This window comes from Acinetobacter sp. ANC_7588 (assembly GCF_056783995.1).
On the sequence record NZ_JBWYIU010000001.1, the window covers coordinates 195,669 to 217,864 of the forward strand.

Annotated in this window: 18 protein-coding genes and 1 tRNA gene; 5 read left to right on the plus strand and 14 right to left on the minus strand. The window is 39.5% G+C overall.

Annotated features, from left to right (window positions below; all coding sequences use genetic code 11):
- Nucleotides 1-147: 147 nt before the first annotated feature.
- On the plus strand, nt 148-1,197 hold the full coding sequence (locus tag AC1M9J_RS00965; protein ID WP_481595510.1) for an NADP(H)-dependent aldo-keto reductase: 1,050 nt from the start codon (nt 148-150) through the stop codon (nt 1,195-1,197).
- 117 nt (nt 1,198-1,314) lie between these two features.
- Here the strand turns inward: AC1M9J_RS00965 and AC1M9J_RS00970 are convergent, their stop codons facing one another.
- The 5 genes from AC1M9J_RS00970 to gap all read right to left on the minus strand — a co-directional run bounded on the left by AC1M9J_RS00970 (nt 1,315) and on the right by gap (nt 6,455).
- On the minus strand, nt 1,315-2,091 hold the full coding sequence (locus AC1M9J_RS00970; RefSeq protein ID WP_035265878.1) for a M48 family metallopeptidase: 777 nt from the start codon (nt 2,089-2,091) through the stop codon (nt 1,315-1,317).
- Nucleotides 2,092-2,193: 102 nt separating this feature from the next.
- Nucleotides 2,194-2,502: a hypothetical protein gene (locus AC1M9J_RS00975; protein ID WP_180027584.1), complete on the minus strand. Its 309-nt coding sequence runs from the start codon at nt 2,500-2,502 to the stop codon at nt 2,194-2,196.
- 137 nt (nt 2,503-2,639) lie between these two features.
- Nucleotides 2,640-3,959, minus strand: a complete 1,320-nt coding sequence (locus tag AC1M9J_RS00980; RefSeq protein ID WP_035265875.1) for an adenylosuccinate synthase — start codon at nt 3,957-3,959, stop codon at nt 2,640-2,642.
- Between the two features lie 70 nt (nt 3,960-4,029).
- Entirely contained in the window at nt 4,030-5,196 is a 1,167-nt protein-coding gene (locus AC1M9J_RS00985; RefSeq protein ID WP_179998348.1) for an ATP phosphoribosyltransferase regulatory subunit, read from the minus strand.
- A gap of 227 nt (nt 5,197-5,423) precedes the next feature.
- Nucleotides 5,424-6,455, minus strand: coding sequence for a type I glyceraldehyde-3-phosphate dehydrogenase (gene gap / locus AC1M9J_RS00990; protein ID WP_481595511.1), 1,032 nt, complete (start codon nt 6,453-6,455; stop codon nt 5,424-5,426).
- Between the two features lie 368 nt (nt 6,456-6,823).
- On the opposite strand from gap, the gene alaS reads away from it, so the two are divergent.
- From alaS to csrA, 3 genes are all read left to right on the plus strand, one after another.
- Nucleotides 6,824-9,517, plus strand: a complete 2,694-nt coding sequence (gene alaS / locus AC1M9J_RS00995) for an alanine--tRNA ligase (RefSeq protein WP_481951701.1) — start codon at nt 6,824-6,826, stop codon at nt 9,515-9,517.
- A 65-nt stretch (nt 9,518-9,582) separates the two neighbouring features.
- Nucleotides 9,583-10,863: an aspartate kinase gene (locus AC1M9J_RS01000; RefSeq protein WP_481951702.1), complete on the plus strand. Its 1,281-nt coding sequence runs from the start codon at nt 9,583-9,585 to the stop codon at nt 10,861-10,863.
- Nucleotides 10,864-11,106: 243 nt separating this feature from the next.
- Entirely contained in the window at nt 11,107-11,361 is a 255-nt protein-coding gene (gene csrA / locus AC1M9J_RS01005) for a carbon storage regulator CsrA (protein ID WP_035265869.1), read from the plus strand.
- Nucleotides 11,362-11,427: 66 nt separating this feature from the next.
- Here csrA and rnhB read toward each other — a convergent pair whose 3' ends face one another.
- Together rnhB and AC1M9J_RS01015 are read right to left on the minus strand one after the other, a co-directional pair.
- A complete protein-coding gene (gene rnhB, locus AC1M9J_RS01010; protein WP_481595669.1) occupies nt 11,428-11,994 on the minus strand; it encodes a ribonuclease HII in 567 nt (188 codons plus the stop codon).
- Between the two features lie 66 nt (nt 11,995-12,060).
- A complete protein-coding gene (locus tag AC1M9J_RS01015) occupies nt 12,061-12,441 on the minus strand; it encodes a hypothetical protein (protein WP_180027580.1) in 381 nt (126 codons plus the stop codon).
- A 203-nt stretch (nt 12,442-12,644) separates the two neighbouring features.
- On the opposite strand from AC1M9J_RS01015, the gene AC1M9J_RS01020 reads away from it, so the two are divergent.
- Entirely contained in the window at nt 12,645-13,202 is a 558-nt protein-coding gene (locus AC1M9J_RS01020) for a cytochrome b (RefSeq protein ID WP_035265864.1), read from the plus strand.
- Nucleotides 13,203-13,214: 12 nt separating this feature from the next.
- On the opposite strand, the gene AC1M9J_RS01025 is transcribed toward AC1M9J_RS01020, so the two are convergent.
- The 7 genes from AC1M9J_RS01025 to AC1M9J_RS01055 form a co-directional block, all read right to left on the minus strand.
- Nucleotides 13,215-13,538, minus strand: a complete 324-nt coding sequence (locus tag AC1M9J_RS01025; protein ID WP_481951703.1) for a hypothetical protein — start codon at nt 13,536-13,538, stop codon at nt 13,215-13,217.
- A 130-nt stretch (nt 13,539-13,668) separates the two neighbouring features.
- Complete coding sequence (locus AC1M9J_RS01030) at nt 13,669-14,667, minus strand: adenosine deaminase (protein WP_481591235.1); 999 nt, start codon at nt 14,665-14,667, stop codon at nt 13,669-13,671.
- A 72-nt stretch (nt 14,668-14,739) separates the two neighbouring features.
- On the minus strand, nt 14,740-16,059 hold the full coding sequence (locus tag AC1M9J_RS01035; RefSeq protein ID WP_035265860.1) for an NCS2 family permease: 1,320 nt from the start codon (nt 16,057-16,059) through the stop codon (nt 14,740-14,742).
- 451 nt (nt 16,060-16,510) lie between these two features.
- Nucleotides 16,511-16,627: a hypothetical protein gene (locus tag AC1M9J_RS01040; protein WP_481595514.1), complete on the minus strand. Its 117-nt coding sequence runs from the start codon at nt 16,625-16,627 to the stop codon at nt 16,511-16,513.
- A gap of 235 nt (nt 16,628-16,862) precedes the next feature.
- Nucleotides 16,863-19,067 (minus strand): OsmC domain/YcaO domain-containing protein, encoded by a 2,205-nt coding sequence (locus AC1M9J_RS01045; RefSeq protein ID WP_481595515.1) that lies wholly within the window; start codon nt 19,065-19,067, stop codon nt 16,863-16,865.
- A 235-nt stretch (nt 19,068-19,302) separates the two neighbouring features.
- Nucleotides 19,303-21,534, minus strand: a complete 2,232-nt coding sequence (locus AC1M9J_RS01050; protein ID WP_481951704.1) for an NADP-dependent isocitrate dehydrogenase — start codon at nt 21,532-21,534, stop codon at nt 19,303-19,305.
- Between the two features lie 564 nt (nt 21,535-22,098).
- Nucleotides 22,099-22,175, minus strand: a tRNA-Val gene (locus AC1M9J_RS01055).
- Between the last annotated feature and the right edge of the window lie 21 nt (nt 22,176-22,196).

Here is a 22,196-nt window from a genome sequence, read left to right on the forward strand (position 1 = left end):
TCTACATTCAAAAAAGCAAATCTGACGATTTGCTTTTTTATTGCCTTTTTTCTGAAAACTTTCGAATTTATTTTACATACGTTTTGAATCTTAGATTAGGTATGATTTCAATATATCAACTTAAAAAATACAGCAAGGATGTTGAGCATGAAATTTAATCGACTTGGGCAAACAGATATACACGTTCCCGAAATTTGTTTAGGAACAATGACCTTTGGTGAGCAAAATAGCCAGTCCGAGGCTTTCCAACAACTGGAATATGCACTCGAGCGGGGGTTAAATTTTTGGGATACTGCAGAGATGTACCCAGTACCACCTAAAGTCGAAACTCAAGGCGCGACGGAAGAAATTATCGGCAATTGGATTCAGCAGCGCGGCCAACGTGATCAACTTTTTCTTGCTTCAAAAATTGCAGGTCCAGGCCAAGGTGGTAGCAATATTAGAGGCGGCACAACTCGCTATACTGCCAGCGACATCAGCTCAGCCTTAGACTCAAATCTTAGACGCTTAAAAACTGACTATATTGATCTTTATCAGCTGCATTGGCCTCAACGCCCAACCAATATGTTTGGTCAATTGGGTTATACCAATCACCATGCTCACAGTACACTAGATATCACACCACTCGAGGAAACCTTATCTGCCCTTCAAGCGGAAATTAATAGAGGTAGAATTCGTTATATCGGACTCTCCAATGAGACACCATGGGGAACCATGAAATTTCTACATTTAGCTGAAAAGTTAGGGCTGTCTAAATTTGTTTCTGTACAAAACCCCTATAACTTATTAAATCGTACCTATGAAATCGGCATGTCGGAGATTGCTAAATTTGAAGGCATCGGTTTACTGGCCTATTCACCGCTCGCTTTTGGCTATTTAACAGGAAAATTTAGACATGGTGCGAGACCTGCAAATGCCAGAGTCACCTTATACTCTAGATTTGTGCGTTATAGTAATCCTGAAAGTGAATGGGCAACTGAACAATACGCCCTCTTAGCAGAAAAACATGGACTGACATTAACGCAATTGGCGTTAGCTTTCATTAAGCAGCAGTTCTTCGTGACCAGCACAATCATTGGTGCAACCGATTTAAATCAACTCAAAGAAAATATTGATGCTTTTAATGTGTCATTGTCAGCAGAAATACTTCAGGAAATTGAGATCATCCATAAACAACAGCCAAATCCAGCACCTTAAGTGTCTAATAAATTCGATTTCAATACATTTGAATCAAAGCCATACTGTGATAACAATTTACTAAGTGGTGAATATAAAAAAAAGGATGCTAACGCATCCTTTTTTAGCTTTATTCTTTTAACGGCGACTTTGGTTATAAATCGCTTGAGCTGCAGGTAAGTTTTTACGCATCGCCTCAATTCGTTGAGCATTTGAAGGGTGTGTTGATAAGAAAGATGCATTGCCACCATTACTTGCTTTAGCCATTTTCTCCCATAATGTAATCGCTGCTTGTGGGTTATAACCAGCTCGAGCCATTAACATTAATCCACCCTGATCAGCACGGCTCTCCAAGTTACGTGAATAAGGCAACCCTACACCCAGTTGAGAACCAATTTGTGCAACTGCTGCGCCACCTTGACCTACCCCAGCTGCACTTAAACCAACACCTAAAGCCAAGTCAGTTAAAGCTTGAGCACCCAATTTACTTTTTGCATGCTCTTCCAAAGCATGGATCATTTCATGTCCCATGATGGCCGCAATTTCAGCATCTGTTAAATTTAAACGTTCCACAATACCTGTATAAAAAACAACTTTACCACCCGGCATGACAGAAGCATTTAATTCACTTGATTTAATTACAGATACCTGCCATTGGAATGGCTGACCCGTTTGATTCATTTGATCAGCATATGGACGCAAACGATTGTAGACATTGGTAATACGCTTATAGGTATTTGAGCTTGTATCCAATAAGCCCTTGCTGCGAGCTGTATCAATGGCTTGCGAGTAACTTTGTGCAGCAGCTGCATTTAATGTCGCTGAGTCCGCACCCGCCATATCCGCAAATGTTGTACACCCTGAAATCGAGATCACCGCAGATGCTGTAAGACCGAGCAATAATTTGTTCTTCATTATAATGTTCCAATCTACTTGAAAGTACTTGTTCATAATTATAGACAAACTCAACTAAGCTTAATATCTCATTTTTCTTCACTTTTTTATTTGTTATGTAATTTAGTAAACAAATTGATAGCTGATCCAAAAGACCAAACAAAAAATATTAAGCACGAGATAGGTTTGACTCCACGGTTTTAAACGAGTTTCAAGCTTCTCATCTTTACGTTTAAAAAATAAATAGGTGTTCTGAATTAAAATAATAGGGACCAATATGCAAGCGATCATAATCGACAGCCCAATAAAGACTTGGTAGACCACATCTTCGGCTACTGTTTGAGATCGAATTATCATCATCGCAATCGTGGGTGCCCCCCCCATTGCAAATAACAACGAATAAAACATTGTTCCAGAAATATTTTTATGCATCCTGCACACTCTATTATTTTATACATTCGATTTTAACAATCTCTAAGATTCAGCACAGCCAATTTTTATACAACTTTGGTCGTTGTTTAGATCAAAAAAAGCCCTGTGATATCACAGGGCTTTTTTAAAACTTTTAATTAAGCTTCAAACGGGTGACGAAGAATAATCGTTTCATCACGGTCTGGACCAGTTGATACGATGTCGATTGGACATTCGATTAACTGTTCAAGTCGCTTAATATAGTTGATTGCTGCTTCTGGCAATTGGTCTAAAGATTTAGCACCAAAAGTAGACTCAGTCCAACCAGGCATTGTTTCGTAAATTGGTTTTAAAGTTTCAAATGCAAGTGCATCAGAAGAACCTACGCAGCCCGAATCTGCAGCTTCATAACCTACACAGATTTTGATTTCTTCTAAACCATCAAGAACGTCAAGTTTAGTCAAGCAAATACCCGAAAGTGAGTTTACTTCTACTGAACGACGAAGGATTTCAGCATCGAACCAACCACAGCGACGTTGGCGACCAGTAGATGCGCCAAATTCTGAACCTACAGTACCAAGGTGCTTACCAATTGCATCACCAACATCGTTTGCAGCATCATAAACCAACTCAGTTGGGAATGGACCTGCACCTACGCGAGTTGTATAAGCTTTGGTAATACCCAATACATAGTCAAGGTGTAATGGACCAAGACCAGAACCAGAACTCACACCACCAGCAGTCGTATTTGAAGATGTTACGTATGGATAAGTACCATGGTCAACATCAAGAAGTGAGCCTTGAGCACCTTCAAACATGATGTTGTCACCGTTCTTACGATATTTATGCAATTCGCCAGTAACATCAACAACCAGTGGAGCAACAACTTCACGCCATTGATCACATAACGCAAGCACGTCTTCAAGCTTAACCGCTTCTACACCGTAGAATTGTGTTAATTGGAAGTTATGGTATTCAAGTAACTCTTCAAGCAATGCTTTAAGATGATCACCACCACGCACTAAATCAGCGACACGAACCGCACGACGTGCAACTTTATCCTCATACGCTGGACCAATACCACGACCTGTTGTACCAATCTTGGCATTCCCACGTTTTTTCTCACGTGCTTGGTCTAATGCAATATGGTTTGGCAAAATTAATGGACAGTTTGGAGAAATACGTAAACGTTCTTTAACTGGCACACCTTGCTCTTCAAGAATCGTCATCTCTTTGATTAACGCTTCAGGAGAAAGCACTACACCGTTACCAATTAAGCAAAGTACGTTTTCACGTAAAATACCAGATGGAATGAGGTGTAAAACAGTTTTCTTACCACCTACGACGAGAGTATGACCTGCATTGTGTCCACCTTGATAGCGAACAACTGCAGCCGCTTGATCTGTGAGCAGGTCAACGATTTTACCTTTACCTTCGTCGCCCCATTGGGTACCAAGTACCACAACATTCTTGCCCATAATAGCCTCATTGCATCATGCTGTTAAAATTGAAGAACATGATTTGAAATTTAGTATTCAAATCAGGTGATTAAATCTGTTCGAGTTTCCACTCACCCGCTTGATTCACCAACTGGTGAGTCGCGTTAGGTACTGAATTCAACTCATCTTGACCAAGCAACTGCACAACGCTTTTGCCTTGATCACGTAATCCTTGAATTGCTTTGACTAGGTCAGCATTATTGCCCTTAGGTGCAACGATTACTTCCAATGCTTTAAATTGACCAGCGCTTAAAGCGTATAAGTCACATGAAAAGCCAGTTGCTGGACGTGCACGACCAAAATGCTCACCAATACCATCATAACGTCCACCTTGAGCTAATGGTGCAGCACGATTTGGTGCATACACTGCATACATTAAGCCAGTGTGATAGTGATATGAACGAAGCTCTACAACATCGATACCAATATGCAGATTTGGCCAACGTTGCTGAATTGCATCTTGTGTGCTTTGAACTGCATTAAATGCTTCTTGGAATGCCGAATCTTCTAAGATTTCTTGGCTTAAATGTGATTTTAAAGCGACTAAATCACTTGCATAACGACCAAGCGCATAAAAATCAGAGCCGAATTTAAGTTGTTGCGTATATTCAGCAAGCTCTGGTAATGCTTTACGCTGATATAAATCAGATAGATGCGACTCTGTAGCTTTGTTCAATCCTGCATGTTTAACTAAGCTACGGAATAGACCAACGTGTCCAATATCTAAATGGATCGCCTCAGTTACACCTGTATTTTTTAATAATTCCAACATGACATCGATCATTTCGACGTCAGCATCGATACTGTCTGAACCAAACAACTCAGCACCGAGCTGTAAAGGCGCACGTGTGGTATTGAAACCTTGTGGTTTGGTATGAAGTACCGTTCCAGCGTAGCAATAGCGTGCAACACCTTCAACTGGATACACGTGTGCATCAATACGCGCCACCTGAGGCGTCATATCTGCACGCACACCAAGTAAACGACCTGAAAGTTGATCGATTACTTTAAATGTGGCTAAGTCTAAATCTTGATTCGATTCTGAAAGAGAAGATAGAGATTCGATGTATTCAATAAATGGCGTGTACACCAATTGATAACCTCGAGCTGCGAGGAAATCTAACGCGGTACGACGCAAAGTTTCAATAACTTGCGCTTGCTCTGGTAATACATCAGCTACACCATCAGGTAATAACCATGTCTCTGAAATGGGCATGTTGTAAACCTAAATTCTGTCAGCGCGGAACAAATCCGCATAAAAAAATCGGGAACACACCCGATTTCTCCTAGTCTATCACGATCAACCCCCATGTGCATCAGACTTTTAAATAATTAAATCGGAATTTTAGATTATTCATAAGCTTCGATTGGTAATTCTGAACGCACTAGCAGTTGATCTATGTTATAGACATAAGCCTTTATAAAAGACACAGCATTTCAGTTTCATGACTGATCTGGAAATGAATGACATAAATCCAGTAAACGATTGGTATATCCCCATTCATTATCATACCAAGCATAGACTTTAGCTTGCTTCCCGACCACCATGGTTTGAGTTAAATCAACAATGAGTGAAAACGGAGAATGATTAAAGTCAGATGATACTAAAGGCTCATCTGTTACCGACATAATTTCCGAAAATTGCTCTCGTGCTGCTGAAATTAACGCTTCATTTAACTGATGGTCTGTAATTGACTGTTGCGCTATAAATGTCAAATCAATAGCTGCCACATTAATAGTAGGAACACGAATTGAGTAACCGTCTATTCGCCCTTCCATTTTTGGCATGACACGTTTGATTGCACCTAGAGCAGATGAAGTCGTTGGAATAATGTTTTGCCCAGATGCCCTCGCACGACGTAAATCGCGGTGAACATGATCTAAAACGGATTGATCCGCTGTAACAGCATGAATTTCTGTCATTAACGCACTTTCTATGCCAAAGGCATCGTCAATAATTTTGACCAGAGGAACCAATGCTTGTGTCGTACATGAAACACTCGAAATAATCTGATCCGTAGTTTTAACCTCTGTATGATTTACCCCGTAGACAATTGCAGCATCAACCGTATCAAAAGGTGCAGCCCCAATTATCACACGTTGAGCGCCAGCATTGAGATGGCGTGTCGCTTCTGCTCGAGATCTAAATAAACCAGTACACTCTAAAACAACATCAACGTTTAAACGCTTCCATGGCAGTTGATCAGGTTCTGTTTGACAGTGGACTTCAATAGATAATTTTTTTTGATAGGCATAAATATTGAGAAATACTTGCTCTGCAACATAACTCAACTCCACTTCCCCATGAAATCTTCCATGTGTGGTGTCATATTTAAATAAATGAATTAAAGTTTCTACATCAGCCACATCATTAATCGCAACGATTTCAAAATTGAATTGTTTTGGATTTTCAAACCAAGCTCTTAAAACATTTCGCCCGATTCGTCCAAATCCATTAATTGCGATACGCTGCATATGTAACCTTCAACTCTTTAATACAAGTTCTTGAAAGCTCTATGTTAAAGTATTTCTAAAATATTCAGTAATAAATAATGGTCTTATGACTACTCAATATTTTTGATTGATCTTCGTGCGAGATACACTGCTTAAGCATTTGAAAATGATCTCAACACAAATAATGATTAAAATTTCACCTAAAATCAGAATTAAAGAGAATTGTCATTAAAACACTTTAAAATCATTGGTACAGGTGGCAAATTCCGTTATAATTTGGCGTTTTTAAACTTTTAGCCCGGTATGCTGGGGTGAATTTTTTTGTGAATTCGCACTTTATTTCCCAGACATATTATTTGCCAATACAGAATTAATGGAGTGACTTGGTTGTGAGTACTCGTTTTATGACATCAGCTGAAATTCGTGAAGCATTTTTGCGTTACTTTGAATCGCAAGGCCACACACGTGTCGCGTCGAGTTCTCTAGTTCCTGCCAACGACCCAACTTTGCTCTTTACAAATGCTGGTATGAACCAGTTCAAAGATTGCTTCTTAGGCCTAGAAAAACGAGATTATGTACGTGCAGTGTCATCACAAAAATGTGTTCGTGCTGGCGGTAAACATAACGACTTAGATAACGTGGGCTACACAGCTCGTCACCATACGTTTTTTGAAATGTTAGGTAACTTCTCTTTCGGAGATTACTTTAAACGTGACGCGATTAAATTCGCTTGGGATTTCTTAACCAATGAAAAATGGTTAGGTCTACCTAAAGACAAATTATATGCAACGGTTTATCACACTGATGATGAAGCATTCGACATCTGGAACAAAGAAATCGGTCTAGATGAGTCTCGCATTATCCGTATCGGCGACAACAAAGGCGGTCAATACGCTTCAGATAACTTCTGGGCAATGGGCGATACAGGTCCTTGTGGTCCATGTTCTGAAATTTTCTATGACCATGGCGATCACATTTGGGGCGGCTTACCAGGCACACCTGAAGAAGATGGCGACCGCTTCATCGAAATTTGGAACAACGTATTCATGCAGTTTAACCGTACTGCTGATGGCGTACTCCATCCGCTTCCTGCTCCGTCTGTCGATACAGGTATGGGCTTAGAGCGTATTTCTGCTGTTTTACAACACGTCAACTCAAACTACGAAATTGATCTATTCCAACACCTATTAAAAGCTGCAGCTGAAATTATTGGTTTAGATACTGCTGAACTTGAAGCGAAAGCGCAAGCGGAAGGCAAACCAGTTGAATACCCAGCATCACTTAAAGTCGTTGCCGACCATGCACGCTCGTGCTCATTCCTAATCGCTGATGGCGTAAACCCATCAAATGAAGGGCGTGGCTACGTTCTACGTCGTATCATCCGTCGTGCAGTTCGTCATGGTAACAAGTTGGGTGCGACAGGTTCATTCTTCCACAAAATGTTAAAGCCTTTAATTGAGGTGATGGGCGCTGCCTATCCTGAACTTGAAGCACAACAAGCGCGTATCGAAGCGCAACTTTTAAAAGAAGAAGAGCAATTTGCTAAAACCTTAGAACAAGGTTTGAAATTGCTTGAGGGCGAACTTGCGAACTTAAAAGGTTCTGTAATTCCAGGCGAAGTAGTATTCAAACTTTACGACACGTACGGCTTCCCAACTGACTTAACGGCTGACATCGCACGTGAACGTGATTTAACGATTGACGAAGCTGGTTTTGAAAAAGAAATGGCTGCTCAACGTCAACGTGCACGTGATGCGGGTAAATTCGCAATCGACTACAACAACGTTGTAAAAGTTGAAGGCGAAACTCAGTTTGACGGCTACGATGCAACTGCTGGTGAGGGTCAAATCATCGCAATCTATAAGGATGGCGAACAAGTTGATGAAGTCGTTGAAGGTGATGAAGCTTTAATCGTTCTAAACCAAACACCTTTCTATGCAGAAAGCGGTGGTCAAATTGGTGATACAGGTATCTTTAAAAACGATACAGGTATTTTCGAAGTTCAAGACACGAAAAAATCTGGTGGTGCGTTCGTTCACCAAGGTATCGTGACCATGGGTAACTTTAAAGTTACTCAAAATGTAGAAGCAACAGTTAAAGCAGACATTCGTGCAGCAACAGCACGTAACCACTCTGCGACTCACCTTCTACATGCTGCACTTCGTCAAATCTTGGGTTCACATGTTCAACAAAAAGGTTCATTGGTTGCTTCTGACGTGTTACGTTTCGACTTTGCCAATGATCAACCCGTGACATTTGAACAGATTCAAGAAATTGAACGTCTGGTAAATGCTGAAGTGATTGCCAATACGCCTGTAACAACCGAACTCCTTGACATCGAATCTGCAAAAGCTAAAGGTGCGATGATGTTGTTTGGTGAGAAATATGGCGAAGAAGTTCGCGTACTTTCTATGGGTTCAATCATTGAAGAGAAAAACTTCTCGATCGAACTTTGTGGCGGTATTCACGTAAAACGTACAGGTGACATTGGTCTGTTCAAAATCACTTCTGAAGGCGGTGTTGCTGCAGGTGTACGTCGTATTGAGGCAGTTACAGGTACGAAAGCAATTGAGGTGGCTCAAAAAGCTGATCGAGACATCAACACGATTAATGGCTTATTGAAAGCACAAAAAGATCAAACGATTGAGAAAGTTGAAGCCTTAGCGGACACAGCATCAAGCTTACAAAAGCAAATTGATCAATTGAATCAAAAACTTGCACATTTACAGGCGGCTGAACTACTTAGCCAAGTTAAGGAAATTGCAGGTCGCAAAACGTTAATCACGACTGTTCAAGGTATGGATGCGAAATCACTTCGCAATCTACACGACGGCGTGAAATCAAAATTAGAAAATGCTGTGATTGTCCTTGCAGGTGTAGAGGGTGACAAGGTGAGCTTGATCGCATCTGTAGCTAAAGACTTCACAGCTTCTATAAAAGCAGGTGACATCATCAAACACTTAGCAACTGAGCTAGGTGGTAAAGGTGGTGGTAAGCCTGATTTGGCACAAGGTGGCGCGCCACTTAACGAGAAGTTTGCTTCTGTCATGGCAGAATTAACTGCTTGGCTAGCTGCAAAATAAAACTTCACCTTTTGTGTAACTGACCTTGAACAACTCTTCAAGGTCATGGTTTATATGGAACAACTATGGCATTAATCGTTCAAAAATATGGCGGTACTTCAATGGGTACTCCTGAGCGCATTTTAAATGTTGCTCGTCGTGTAAAGCGTTGGCATGATCACGGCCACAAGGTTGTGGTTGTTGTATCAGCAATGAGTGGTGAAACTAATCGCCTACTCGCTTTAGCGAAAGCCATTACCGACACCCCTGACCCACGAGAATTAGACCAAATGGTTTCAACGGGTGAACAGGTAACGATTTCAATGTTAGCAATGGCACTGAACTCTATCGGTGTGGAAGCGAAATCTTTGACTGGACGCCAAGTTGGTATTAAAACTGACAGCTCATTCACAAAAGCACGTATTGAATCAATTGATACAGATGTCATGACTGAACAATTAGATGCTGGTCGTGTCATCGTTGTTGCAGGTTTCCAAGGTTTTGATGCTAATGGAAACACAACAACTTTGGGTCGTGGTGGTTCTGATACTTCTGGTGTTGCATTAGCAGCTGCACTCAAAGCGGATGAATGCCAAATTTATACAGATGTGGATGGTGTATATACAACAGATCCACGTATTGCACCAAAAGCGAAAAAAGTTGATCGTATTTCTTTTGAAGAAATGCTCGAAATGGCTTCTCTTGGTTCTAAAGTTTTACAGATACGTTCTGTTGAGTTCGCGGGTAAATATCAAGTCCCTTTACGCGTACTCTCTAGCTTCGACAATGAAAATGATGGCGCATTTGACGAAGAATTCAAAAACAACGTCGGAACACTTATCACTACTGAATTGGAAGACAACATGGAACAGCCAATTATCTCTGGTATCGCATTTAACCGTGACGAAGCTAAATTAACTATCTTAGGTGTGCCTGATCTTCCTGGTATTGCATCTAAAATTTTAAAACCGATTGGTGATGCTAATATCGAAGTGGATATGATCATCCAAAACGTTGAAGAAGATGGTACAACTGACTTCACATTCACAGTCAATCGTGGCGAACTTGCTAAAGCTAAAAAAATTCTTGAAGAAACTGCTCAAGCAATCGGTGCTCGTGAAGTTGCAACACGTGATGATATTGTAAAAGTATCTATCGTAGGTGTTGGTATGCGCTCTCATGCTGGTGTTGCAAGTAAAATGTTTACAGCACTTGCTGATGAAGGCATCAATATCCTGATGATTTCAACTTCTGAAATCAAAATCTCTGTTATTATTGAAGAAAATTATTTAGAGCTTGCTGTTCGCTCACTTCACACTGCGTTTGGTCTTGACCGCGAACATGGTGAGTCTAGCGCACGTGCTTAATTTTCTGCCATGAGTTAGCAGAAACAATGCATACTTGATGAAGAAATATTCAGAGCCACTATAGTTTTTCCTATAGTGGCTCTGTTATATTAGGTCTAGAGGTTTATGGGATAATTTCAATAGTCCTGTGCGAATGGTTAAATTCGTCACATTTATCTATTAAAATATTTCGTGGTGCCGAGGTTGTTATTTTCATTTTTGAAAAAACTATCGCAGGTTTAGCGTTTAAGCAAGGAGATAAACATGCTGATTCTCACCCGTCGTGTTGGTGAAACATTAATGATTGGGGATCAAGTCAGTGTCACTGTACTTGGTGTAAAAGGTAACCAAGTGCGAATTGGTGTGAATGCGCCTAAAGAAGTATCTGTACATCGTGAAGAAATCTATCAACGAATTCAGCATGAACGTGCGATGCATGAGCACTTGCAACATCTTGACCAAGATTACCAACCTTCTTACGAAGAAGAGAATTACACTCAAAATGATTTCAATCGTTGATTAGAAATGATTTTGTGACTAAAGCGGCTAAATTTAGCCGCTTTAAATTTTTGGTGTTTAAGCTGTTTAAAGTCCCAATGATTTGCGTACTGGACCAAAACTACGCCTGTGCTCTTCAACCACGCCAAACTGTGCAATAGCTTCAAAATGAGCTTTGGTCGGGTAGCCTTTATGTTTTGCAAAACCAAACTGAGGATATTTAGCATCAAGTTCTAACATTTGATGATCACGTGTCACCTTAGCCAGGATACTGGCAGCAGAAATTTCTGGATGTAATGCATCTCCTCCAACTACAGCATCACAACTCATACTCAATCCTTGGGGAATTTTATTACCATCAACCAATACATGTTGTGGTTGCACAGTCAATTGTTCAACGGCACGACGCATTGCCAACAACGAAGCATTCAATATATTGAGTTCATCAATTTCGTGATGACTCGCTTCAGCGATAGCCCAAGCTAGTGCTTTTTCTTTGATCTCTATAAATAATTTTTCACGTTTCTTTTCACTGAGTTTTTTAGAATCATTTAACCCAAGAATCGGATTGTTAGGATCCAAAATTACAGCAGCCGCAACGACCGATCCCACCAGTGGACCGCGCCCTGCTTCATCAGCACCAGCAATCAACATCATTTTCCTAATTTATCCTTAAAAAAATAGGCCGATCAAAATCAGCCTATTCATATATCTTTAAAATTAACGTACAGCTTCAGCTACACATTCATTAATAGTTTTAGTCACGATATTGCTGACGATTGTTGCACGTGCTGTTGGATCAATCGCTGCTGTAGCCAAATCAACCGTAGTTACGCTTTGAGGAGCTTTTTCACTTACACATCCACAAATTTCACCTTGGATATTTTCTTTCTGCTCTGCAGTCATTAATTTCGTTGCAGTTTTCCAAGCAGAAATATTGTTCAATTCAGTTGTGCATTTTGCATTGATCGCAATTTTAAGTGCAGCCGAACCTAACTGTTGAGTGGTATTTGCGGCAGGTGATGATGTCCCTGTTGTACCTGTAGCACAAGCTCCGAGCACTAATGTCATTGGTGCGAGTAAAGCGATTAATTTTTTCACAGTATTGTCCTTATCATCTTACGAATTGAGCTATTTTGCCTAATGTAACATCATGAAGAAATAGATTTTTTGTATTTCCCGACTATATGTTCAGTTATAAGTCGCATTCCGTTGCATATTTTCAACACTGTGTCCCATTTCAATACTTATAAATAATTTATGCTTAAATTATTATGTGCGAAATTCAATCATAAGTTTATATCATGAATAATAAATCCAAATATTACACACGTACAGCTCAAGTCTTGCATTGGGTCATGGCGATTATTTTTATCACGGCGTGGGCGATCGGCTTTTATAGCGGCAATTTTTTAAGTTATGAAGTAGATGGTAGCTTCAAAGGTGACGTCATCACGCTTCACAAAAATATTGCAACCACAATTATTTTTCTGGTCGTGGTTCGTATCTTTTGGCGCTACACTCATCCTGCACCCGAGTTACCAGAGACAATGTCTCCCCTCATGAAAAGACTCGCACATTTAGGGCATCTTGGACTTTATTTTATGCTTCTGGCTTTACCAATTACGGGTTGCTTATGGAGTTGGAGTCTCGGCTACCCTGCACCAGTATTATTCTTATTTGATCTACCCGCTTTAATAGGTGAGAATCCTCAAGTAACTGAAATTGTAAAACCACTTCATATTTGGATTTCTTGGGCTGCAGGTTTACTTTTACTCGGACATATTGCTGCGGCATTAAAGCATCACTTTATAGATAAAGATCATGTCTTAGACAGCATGACCAAACAACCTAAAGATTGATTGAGTACGGCTCTAAATTTCTGAGTTAGATTTAGAGCTAATCACACATGCTTTTAGGCTATTCAACATGGCTTTTCGAATGACTTCTTGCTTGATATCTTCGTTAACTGTTGCTTTGACAAGTTCCTGAGCCGGAATATCTTTTAAAGCATGATTTGATACACAATCACAGGTTTCTAATTTTAATTTCTTTTTGTTTTCTTCATTCATTAAATATGTCGTTATTTTCCATATTTTTGAATGGTCGACTTCACGCTCACATTGATACTGGATGACAGGCTTTAATATACGCTGTGTCAATGTCGTATTTGCATTCGCGATAACTACGGGCAACATTAGCAGACTCAAGCAAAACAAAGACTTCAATTTCAACATCACATTCGGCTCTATTGTTTAAAGCATATTAAACCAAAGGTGGGATTTTGCCCCCACCTTCCAGTATTTCACATAAACAAGTTTAACTGTTTTAAATTGCGAGAATTTTATCTTTCCACTTTTGTTTTTGCACATCGGAAATAAACGATGCTTCAAATGAATTTATAGCGAGTTGCTTTAATTCATGATTTGTTAAATCTAAGGCCTCAGCAATCGCAATAAAGTTATCATTCATATACCCACCGAAATAAGATGGATCATCTGAATTGACGGTTACATGCACACCCTGCTGTAACAAACGGCGAATATTATGATCTGCCATATCATCTACAACACAAAGCTTTAAATTTGATAATGGACAAACCGTTAAAGGCATTTTTTCAGCAATCAAACGCGCCAACAACTTTGGATCTTCTTCAGAGCGTACGCCGTGATCAATACGATTCACTTTAAGTAAATCCAAAGCTTCCCAGACATATTCTGCTGGACCTTCTTCACCTGCATGAGCAACAACCAAAAATCCTTCATCACGTGATTTTGCAAATACCCTTTCAAATTTAGAAGGTGGATGCCCAACTTCACTTGAATCTAACCCTACCCCAATAATTTGGTCTTTGTAAGGTAAAGCCTGTTCAAGTGTTTCAAATGCTGCCTCTTCACTCAAATGACGTAAGAAACACATAATCAAATGCGTTGTGATGCCTAATTTTACCTCAGCATCGTGGCAAGCTCGTTTTAAGCCTTTAATTACCGTTTCAAATGACACACCACGATCCGTATGGGTTTGCGGATCAAAAAACATTTCAGTATGAACCACTCGATCTTCTGCACATTTTTCAAAATATGCCCATGCAAGATCATAAAAATCTTGCTCATTGATCAATACATTCGCACCTGCATAGTAAATATCTAGAAATGATTGCAGATTGTGAAAATTATAAGCCTGTTTGACTTCTTCAACTGATTGATATGGGATTGCAATTTCATTGCGCTGAGCAATGGCAAACATCAACTCAGGTTCAAATGTCCCTTCAATATGGACATGAAGCTCAGCTTTAGGTAAAGCTTTAATTAACTCAACACGGTTCATTGCTACTCCTCATGAAACCAAAAATAAAAAGGGTGCAAACTGAGTTTACACCCTTTTAAAAACTGTTAAAAATTAGCCGCCAAACATTGCAAATTTTAGCGCCCATAATACTGCGATAATCCATACCATATATGGTACTGTAGATGCTTTACCTGTAAGTAACTTCACCAACGCATAACTGATAAAGCCCATGGCAATACCATCAGCGATTGAGTAAGTGAACGGCATAAACACGATCGTTAAGAAAGCAGGAACCGCTTCAGTAATATCATCCCAATCAATATGTGTAATACCCTGAATCATCAATACCCCTACAAAGAGTAAGGCTGGTGCAGTTGCAAATCCAGGAACAGATTGAGCCAACGGTGCTAAGAACAAACAAGCAATAAAAAGTAAGCCAACTATTACCGCTGTAAGACCTGTACGCCCCCCTGCTGCTACACCCGCAGAAGACTCAATATATGGTGTCGTTGATGATGTACCTAATGCAGCACCAGCAACAATCGCTGAAGAGTCGGCAAACAGAGCTTTCTTCAAACGTGGTAATTTACCATCTTTGAGTAAACCAGCACGATGTGAAACACCAACCAGCGTTCCTGTTGAATCAAATAGATCAACTAAGAAGAACACAAAAATTACACCGATTAAACTTGCGGTAAATAAGCCTTCAAAATCCATTTGCATGAATGTTGGTGCAATTGAAGGAATTTGACCAACCACACCTTTAAATTCACTCAATCCTAGGAATGTTGAGATTGCAGTCAACACTAAAATACTAATGATAATCGCACCACGTATTTTAAAGTGATGCATAACAACAACCATCAAAAAACCGAATAAGGCTAAGAGAACGGTTGGTTGTTTTAAATCACCTAAACCCACTAGAGTCGCAGGATTATCCACAATGATGCCAGCATTTTTCAAAGCGATTAATGCTAGGAATAAACCAATACCACCACCAATAGCCAATTTTAAAGACATTGGAATGGCATTCACGATCGCTTCACGAATTTTAAACATACTGATCGCGATGAAGACCAGACCAGACACAAATACCGCAGCTAAAGCGGTTTGCCAAGGTACACCCATTCCTAAACATACCGAATAGGTGAAATATGCATTTAAGCCCATACCCGGAGCCAATGCGATTGGGTAATTGGCAATAATACCCATGACAAAACAACCAATTGCTGCTGCCAAACATGTCGCAACAAATACCGCACCATGATCCATTCCTGTTTCAGACAGAATCATTGGATTGACAATGATGATGTAGCACATTGTCAGGAATGTCGTCATCCCTGCAATCATTTCAGTTCGAAAAGTTGTTTTGTTTTCACTTAGTTTAAATAAGCGTTCAAGCAAACCCGCTGAAGAATTTGGATTTGTCATTGTCGAGCCCCTGCTTAAGATCGAGCGAGTCGTAAAAATTATTTAGATCATTTATTCAATGATTCATTGGCAAATGTAGCTCAGATGACGCATTCAATAAACGTACCAAAATGACATTTCCGATAAATTGAAGCACAATTAAAAAAGCTGCAATAAAGCAGCTTTGATATGATGATCTATCAATTGAACAGTCGCTAGACAATTCGATCTATCGGGATATATTTTTAATTATAACATAGACTGAATTTGAAGGGCTGAATACACAGTCATAGGTTATAAAACGCTAAAATTTAATCTTTATTTAAATCACGTTAAAAAATATAAATTTAAATATACCCCTTAAAAAATCACTGATGATTTTTAGATCATTTAATTTTAAATGGTAGAGTAAATTATGCTTGCTAACAGTGAATACTTTCTAAATTTGCACTCTTACCGATCAATATGAACATTATTTCATTTGGAGGTATTCCCAAATTATGTAACCTAATCCAAAGCCCAAACAGGAATACGCAGTAATAATAAAGAAAACGAAACTTGCTTTATTCTTTTTTTTCAAGAAATTCATAATGCTCGCCTTAAGTTAACTCGTCATGCACTATGATAATGCATTTAGCTAATAATACCAGTGAAATAGAATTATTTCCCTTAAATATCAATAAATTACTATTTTTAATAAATACTATCAGTACTTTTCATAACCACTTCATTTTATTATAAAAAATTGAGCACCCTAACTAGATGCATCGATTTGCTGATCTTTAAAATAAAAAGGCCACTATTCATAGTAGCCTTTCATTCGATCAGTTTTGTTGAGAAACAAAACGTGCTCTGGCAGCATGAAGCTTCTTATAGCTCTCAATAAGTTTTAAATGACGATCGAGACCTTCAAGTTGCATATTGGTTGGCGTCAATCCATAAAAACGCACATCACCTTCGATTGAGCCTATTGCAGCATCAACTCTCTCATCACCGAACATACGTCTAAAATTCGGTTCATAGTCTTCAATTTCCATTTCTTCATCTAACAACACTTCTAATACAACATCCATGCATTGATAGAATAAGCCTCGTTCTACAGTATTGGTGTTGTATTGTAAGAACTGTTCTACTTGGTCTTTCGCTTCTTCGAAATTTTCCAAAGCTAAGTTAATTAATAGTTTTAATTCAAGAATAGTTAACTGACCCCACACCGTATTATCGTCAAATTCAACACCAATCAAGGTAATAATATCGGTATAGTCATCCACTTCAACTTCTTCAAGTTTCTCTAGCAAAGCTTCGAGCTGTTTATTATCTAAACGATGTAAGTTAAGAATATCTTCTCTAAAGGCTAAAGCTTTATTGGTATTGTCCCAAACCAGATCTTCAACCAAATACACCTCAGAATATCCTGGCACCAGAATTCGGCATGCAGTTGCACCTAAATGTTGGTATACAGCCATGTAAACTTCTTTACCCATCTCTTTTAGGATATTGAACATCTTTTCAGCTTCTTCAGCGTTTGTATTTTCACCTTGACTGGTGAAATCCCACTCTACGAAATCATAATCAGATTTCGAACTGAAGAATCTCCAAGACACAACACCCGATGAATCAATAAAGTGTTCCACAAAGTTATTTGGTTCTGTCAGTGCATGGCTATTGAAAGTAGGACGTGGTAAGTCATTTAAACCTTCAAAACTACGACCTTGTAAAAGCTCTGTTAGGCTGCGTTCTAATGCAACTTCAAAGTTTGGATGAGCCCCGAATGATGCAAAAACGCCACCCGTTCTTGGATTCATTAATGTCACGCACATGACTGGGAATTTCCCACCTAATGAAGCATCTTTGACCAGCACTGGAAAACCTTGCTCCTCAAGCCCCTTAATACCCTCAACTATTTTTGGGTACTTTGCTAGAACATGTTCAGGTACATCTGGCAGGGTAATTTCACCCTCTAAAATTTCGCGCTTAACCGCACGCTCAAATATTTCAGATAAACATTGTACTTGTGCTTCAGCCAAGGTATTTCCTGCGCTCATACCATTTGACAGATACAAATTTTCAATCAAATTTGAAGGGAAATATACAATCTCACCGTCTGACTGGCGCACAAATGGTAACGAACAAATACCTCTCTCAGTATTGCCAGAATTTGTGTCGTACAGATGTGTGCCTAATAACTCATCTTCAGGATCGTAAATTTCAAGTGTATATTCATCTAAAATTTCTGATGGCAATTCACCATTTGGACCTGGTTGGAACCACTTTTCATCTGGGTAATGCACAAATTCTGCATTTGCGATTTCTTCACCCCAAAATTGGTCGTTATAGAAGAAATTACAATTCAAACGTTCAATAAACTCGCCTAATGCAGACGCTAAAGCACTCTCTTTCGTTGAACCTTTACCATTGGTAAAGCACATTGGCGCTTGTGCATCGCGAATATGTAAAGACCATACGTTTGGCACTATATTCCGCCAAGACGCAATTTCAATCTTCATCCCTAAGCCCGCCAAAATTGCAGACATGTTGGCAATCGTTTCTTCAAGCGGTAAATCTTTGCCCGGAATAACAGTCACATTTTTCTTGGCAATATTTGGCATAAGTAAAGCTTGAGCATCCGCATCAATGCTTTCAACTTCCTCAATAACAAATTCAGGACCTGTTTGAATGACTTTTTTTACAGTGCAACGGTCGATTGAACGCAAAATACCTTGTCGATCCTTCTCAGAGATATCTGAGGGTAATTCGACTTGAATTTTAAAAATTTGTTTATAACGGTTTTCTGGATCAACAATATTATTTTGGGATAATCGAATATTTTCTGTAGGAATATCTCGTGCAGCACAATACACCTTTACAAAATAAGCTGCACATAATGCTGAAGACGCAAGAAAATAATCAAATGGGCCTGGTGCAGATCCATCACCTTTATAACGAATAGGTTGATCGGCAATAACCGTGAAATCGTCGAACTTTGCTTCCTGTCGAAGATTGTCGAGATAATTGACTTTGATTTCCATGCGGGCACCTACAGAACTTATCCAAACAGCTAGATAAGTTAAAAATAAATTAAAACGCATTGTAATCAGAAATGCTTGCAAATTGAATGAAAGTTTTTTAAATCCTCCCCTTAAGCTCTCTCTAATTGGGCGTTATCATTGTTTGATTTACAAAAATTTTAATAAAAAAAAGCTGGTACCGAAGTACCAGCTTTTTTAATCCGCCAAACTGAAATTCAGTTCAAATTAAGTGTTATTAGATGCTTGCAATAGCAGCATTTAAAGTTGCACTTGGACGCATAACTGCATTTACTTTCTCTTGATCGATTGCGTAGTAACCACCGATATCAACAGATTTACCTTGAACTTCTGCAAGTTCAGCAACGATCTTCTCTTCATTTTCAGCTAAAGTCTTCGCTAAAGTAGAGAATGTCGCTTTTAATTCAGCATCTTCGTCTTGAGCTGCTAATTCTTCAGCCCAGAACTTCGCTAAATAGAAATGGCTACCACGGTTGTCTAACTCACCTGTACGACGTGATGGAGATTTGCCGTTGTCAAGTAATTTACCAGTTGCAGCATCCAATGTTTTCGCAAGAAGTTTAGCTTTAGGGTTGTTTTCTTTAATACCAAGCTCTTCAAGTGAAACAGCGAGTGCAAGGAACTCACCTAAAGAATCCCAACGTAAGTGGTTTTCTTCAACAAGTTGTTGTACGTGTTTAGGTGCTGAACCACCTGCACCAGTTTCGTACATACCACCACCCGCCATTAAAGGCACGATAGACAGCATTTTCGCAGAAGTACCAAGCTCCATAATTGGGAACAAGTCAGTGAGGTAGTCACGTAGAATGTTACCCGTTACAGAGATTGTATCTAGACCACGAGCAACACGTTCAAGTGTGTAACGCATTGCACGTACTTGAGACATGATTTGGATGTCTAGACCATCTGTATCGTGATCTTTTAAGTATTTTTGAACTTTCTTGATCAATTCGTTTTCGTGTGGACGGTATGGGTCTAACCAGAAGATTGCTGGCATACCAGAGTTACGTGCACGTGTTACAGCTAGTTTCACCCAGTCGCGGATCGGTGCATCTTTCACCTGACACATACGCCAGATATCACCTTCTTCCACGTTTTGAGACATTAACACTTCGCCAGTTTCGATATCTGTGATGTTAGCAACACCAGCTTGCGCGATTTCGAAAGTTTTGTCGTGTGAACCGTATTCTTCAGCTTTTTGAGCCATTAGACCAACGTTAGGTACAGTACCCATTGTACGTGGGTCAAAGTTACCATTCCACTTACAGAAGTTGATCATTTCTTGGTAAATACGTGCAAATGTAGATTCAGGCATTACTGCTTTACAGTCGTAAGGCTTACCGTCAGCACCCCACATTTTACCACCACCACGGATCATTGCAGGCATAGAAGCATCTACGATCACGTCGTTTGGAGAATGGAAGTTAGTGATGCCTTTTGCTGAATCCACCATTGCTAAAGCAGGACGGTGTTCTTGACATGCGTGTAGATCTTCGATGATCTCTTCACGTAAAGAAGTCGGTAAAGTTTCGATCTTCTCGTAAAGACCAGCCATACCGTTGTTTACGTTAATACCTAGTTCGTCGAACAGTTTACCGTGTTTTTCGAACGCTTCCTTGTAATAAATCTTCACACAGTGACCGAATACGATCGGGTGTGAAACTTTCATCATGGTTGCTTTAACGTGTAAAGAGAACAAGATGCCCGCTTCTTTACAATCATCTAATTCTTTTTCATAGAAGTCGCAAAGTGCTTTCTTGCTCATGAACATAGAATCGATGATTTCGCCGTCTTGCAGTGCAACTTTTTCTTTAAGAACGATGGTTTCACCAGAATTCGTGATCAGTTCCATTTTCACATTGCGAGAACGATCTAAAGTCATAGACTTTTCGCCGTGATAGAAGTCACCTTCATCCATGTGAGAAACGTGAGTTTGTGACCACTGTTTCCACTCACCCATAGAATGTGGGTGTTTTTTCGCATAGTTTTTAACAGCAGCAGGCGCACGACGGTCAGAATTCCCTTCACGCAATACAGGGTTTACTGCTGAACCTAAGCATTTACCAAAACGTGCTTTGAGTGCTTTTTCTTCTTCAGTCGTAGGATTCTCAGGATAATCTGGAATTGCATAGCCTTTTGATTGAAGCTCTTTGATACATGCAGTCAACTGAGCTACAGATGCACTGATGTTTGGAAGTTTGATGATGTTTGTGTCTGGATCTTGTGTAAGACGACCTAATTCTGCAAGATTGTCTGATACTTTCTGCTCTTCGCTAAGGTATTCAGAGAATTCAGCGAGCACGCGTGCTGCAACTGAGATGTCAGTTTTTACAATCTCAACACCAGCAGGCTTAGTAAAGGTCTCAATGATCGGCAGTAGTGAGTAAGTCGCCAGTAATGGCGCCTCGTCGGTCAGTGTGTAGATGATAGTTGACTTTCCACCAGCCATATATAGCCCCTTGCTTTGGATTGAGTTACAGAGCACCGAACTTTTGGTCCAGTCTCTTAGAACCGATTTGCTTAAATTAAAACGTTGAGAGTATCGTTCTTCGTCGCATTTCAGTCAATGAAATAAGCTTTTAGTACGCTATTTTGATGAAATAACATACAAAATAGTATCCATCTTTAGTTTGATAATACTGTATGAATTTCATTACTTCTGAATGAAAAGTGAAGAACTGGTAATGAACGTTGATCTCAACTTCCCTGTAATATGAACATTATACGTGTCTCATATTTAAACAGGATGGCAAAAGCGTACATTTCGGGCGTTATTGTAAGTGTTAATGTACGGGTATATTAATAAATTACGGAAATACCCAATATTTAGATTAAAGCATTTTGGGTATTTATACTTAAAATATATAATTTAATATCAAATTTAGAGATTTTTGAAACGCAATTTTTATTGATAGAGCAAGTGATAACGAATACTTTACTTTTAAATAAAGAAGTAATGTCTTGCTTACGAAAAAAGGGCTTAAGTAAAGTACTTAAGCCCTTTTTTAAATCTTGGTAGGTATATCCAGACTCGAACTGGAGACCTCTACGATGTCAACGTAGCGCTCTAACCAACTGAGCTATACACCTAGAATGCTTCGCATCTTATGC

Coding starts and splice junctions, on each gene's coding strand:
- AC1M9J_RS01020 (WP_035265864.1), top strand. CDS start 12,645: ATGAATAATAAATCCAAATATTACACACGTACAGCTCAAGTCTTGCAT.
- AC1M9J_RS01000 (WP_481951702.1), top strand. CDS start 9,583: ATGGCATTAATCGTTCAAAAATATGGCGGTACTTCAATGGGTACTCCT.
- csrA (WP_035265869.1), top strand. CDS start 11,107: ATGCTGATTCTCACCCGTCGTGTTGGTGAAACATTAATGATTGGGGAT.
- AC1M9J_RS00970 (WP_035265878.1), bottom strand. CDS start 2,091: ATGAAGAACAAATTATTGCTCGGTCTTACAGCATCTGCGGTGATCTCG.
- AC1M9J_RS01035 (WP_035265860.1), bottom strand. CDS start 16,059: ATGACAAATCCAAATTCTTCAGCGGGTTTGCTTGAACGCTTATTTAAA.
- AC1M9J_RS01040 (WP_481595514.1), bottom strand. CDS start 16,627: ATGAATTTCTTGAAAAAAAAGAATAAAGCAAGTTTCGTTTTCTTTATT.
- AC1M9J_RS00980 (WP_035265875.1), bottom strand. CDS start 3,959: ATGGGCAAGAATGTTGTGGTACTTGGTACCCAATGGGGCGACGAAGGT.
- AC1M9J_RS00975 (WP_180027584.1), bottom strand. CDS start 2,502: ATGCATAAAAATATTTCTGGAACAATGTTTTATTCGTTGTTATTTGCA.
- AC1M9J_RS01025 (WP_481951703.1), bottom strand. CDS start 13,538: ATGTTGCCCGTAGTTATCGCGAATGCAAATACGACATTGACACAGCGT.
- AC1M9J_RS01045 (WP_481595515.1), bottom strand. CDS start 19,067: ATGGAAATCAAAGTCAATTATCTCGACAATCTTCGACAGGAAGCAAAG.
- gap (WP_481595511.1), bottom strand. CDS start 6,455: ATGCAGCGTATCGCAATTAATGGATTTGGACGAATCGGGCGAAATGTT.
- rnhB (WP_481595669.1), bottom strand. CDS start 11,994: ATGTTGATTGCTGGTGCTGATGAAGCAGGGCGCGGTCCACTGGTGGGA.
- AC1M9J_RS00985 (WP_179998348.1), bottom strand. CDS start 5,196: ATGCCCATTTCAGAGACATGGTTATTACCTGATGGTGTAGCTGATGTA.
- AC1M9J_RS00965 (WP_481595510.1), top strand. CDS start 148: ATGAAATTTAATCGACTTGGGCAAACAGATATACACGTTCCCGAAATT.
- AC1M9J_RS01050 (WP_481951704.1), bottom strand. CDS start 21,534: ATGGCTGGTGGAAAGTCAACTATCATCTACACACTGACCGACGAGGCG.
- AC1M9J_RS01030 (WP_481591235.1), bottom strand. CDS start 14,667: ATGAACCGTGTTGAGTTAATTAAAGCTTTACCTAAAGCTGAGCTTCAT.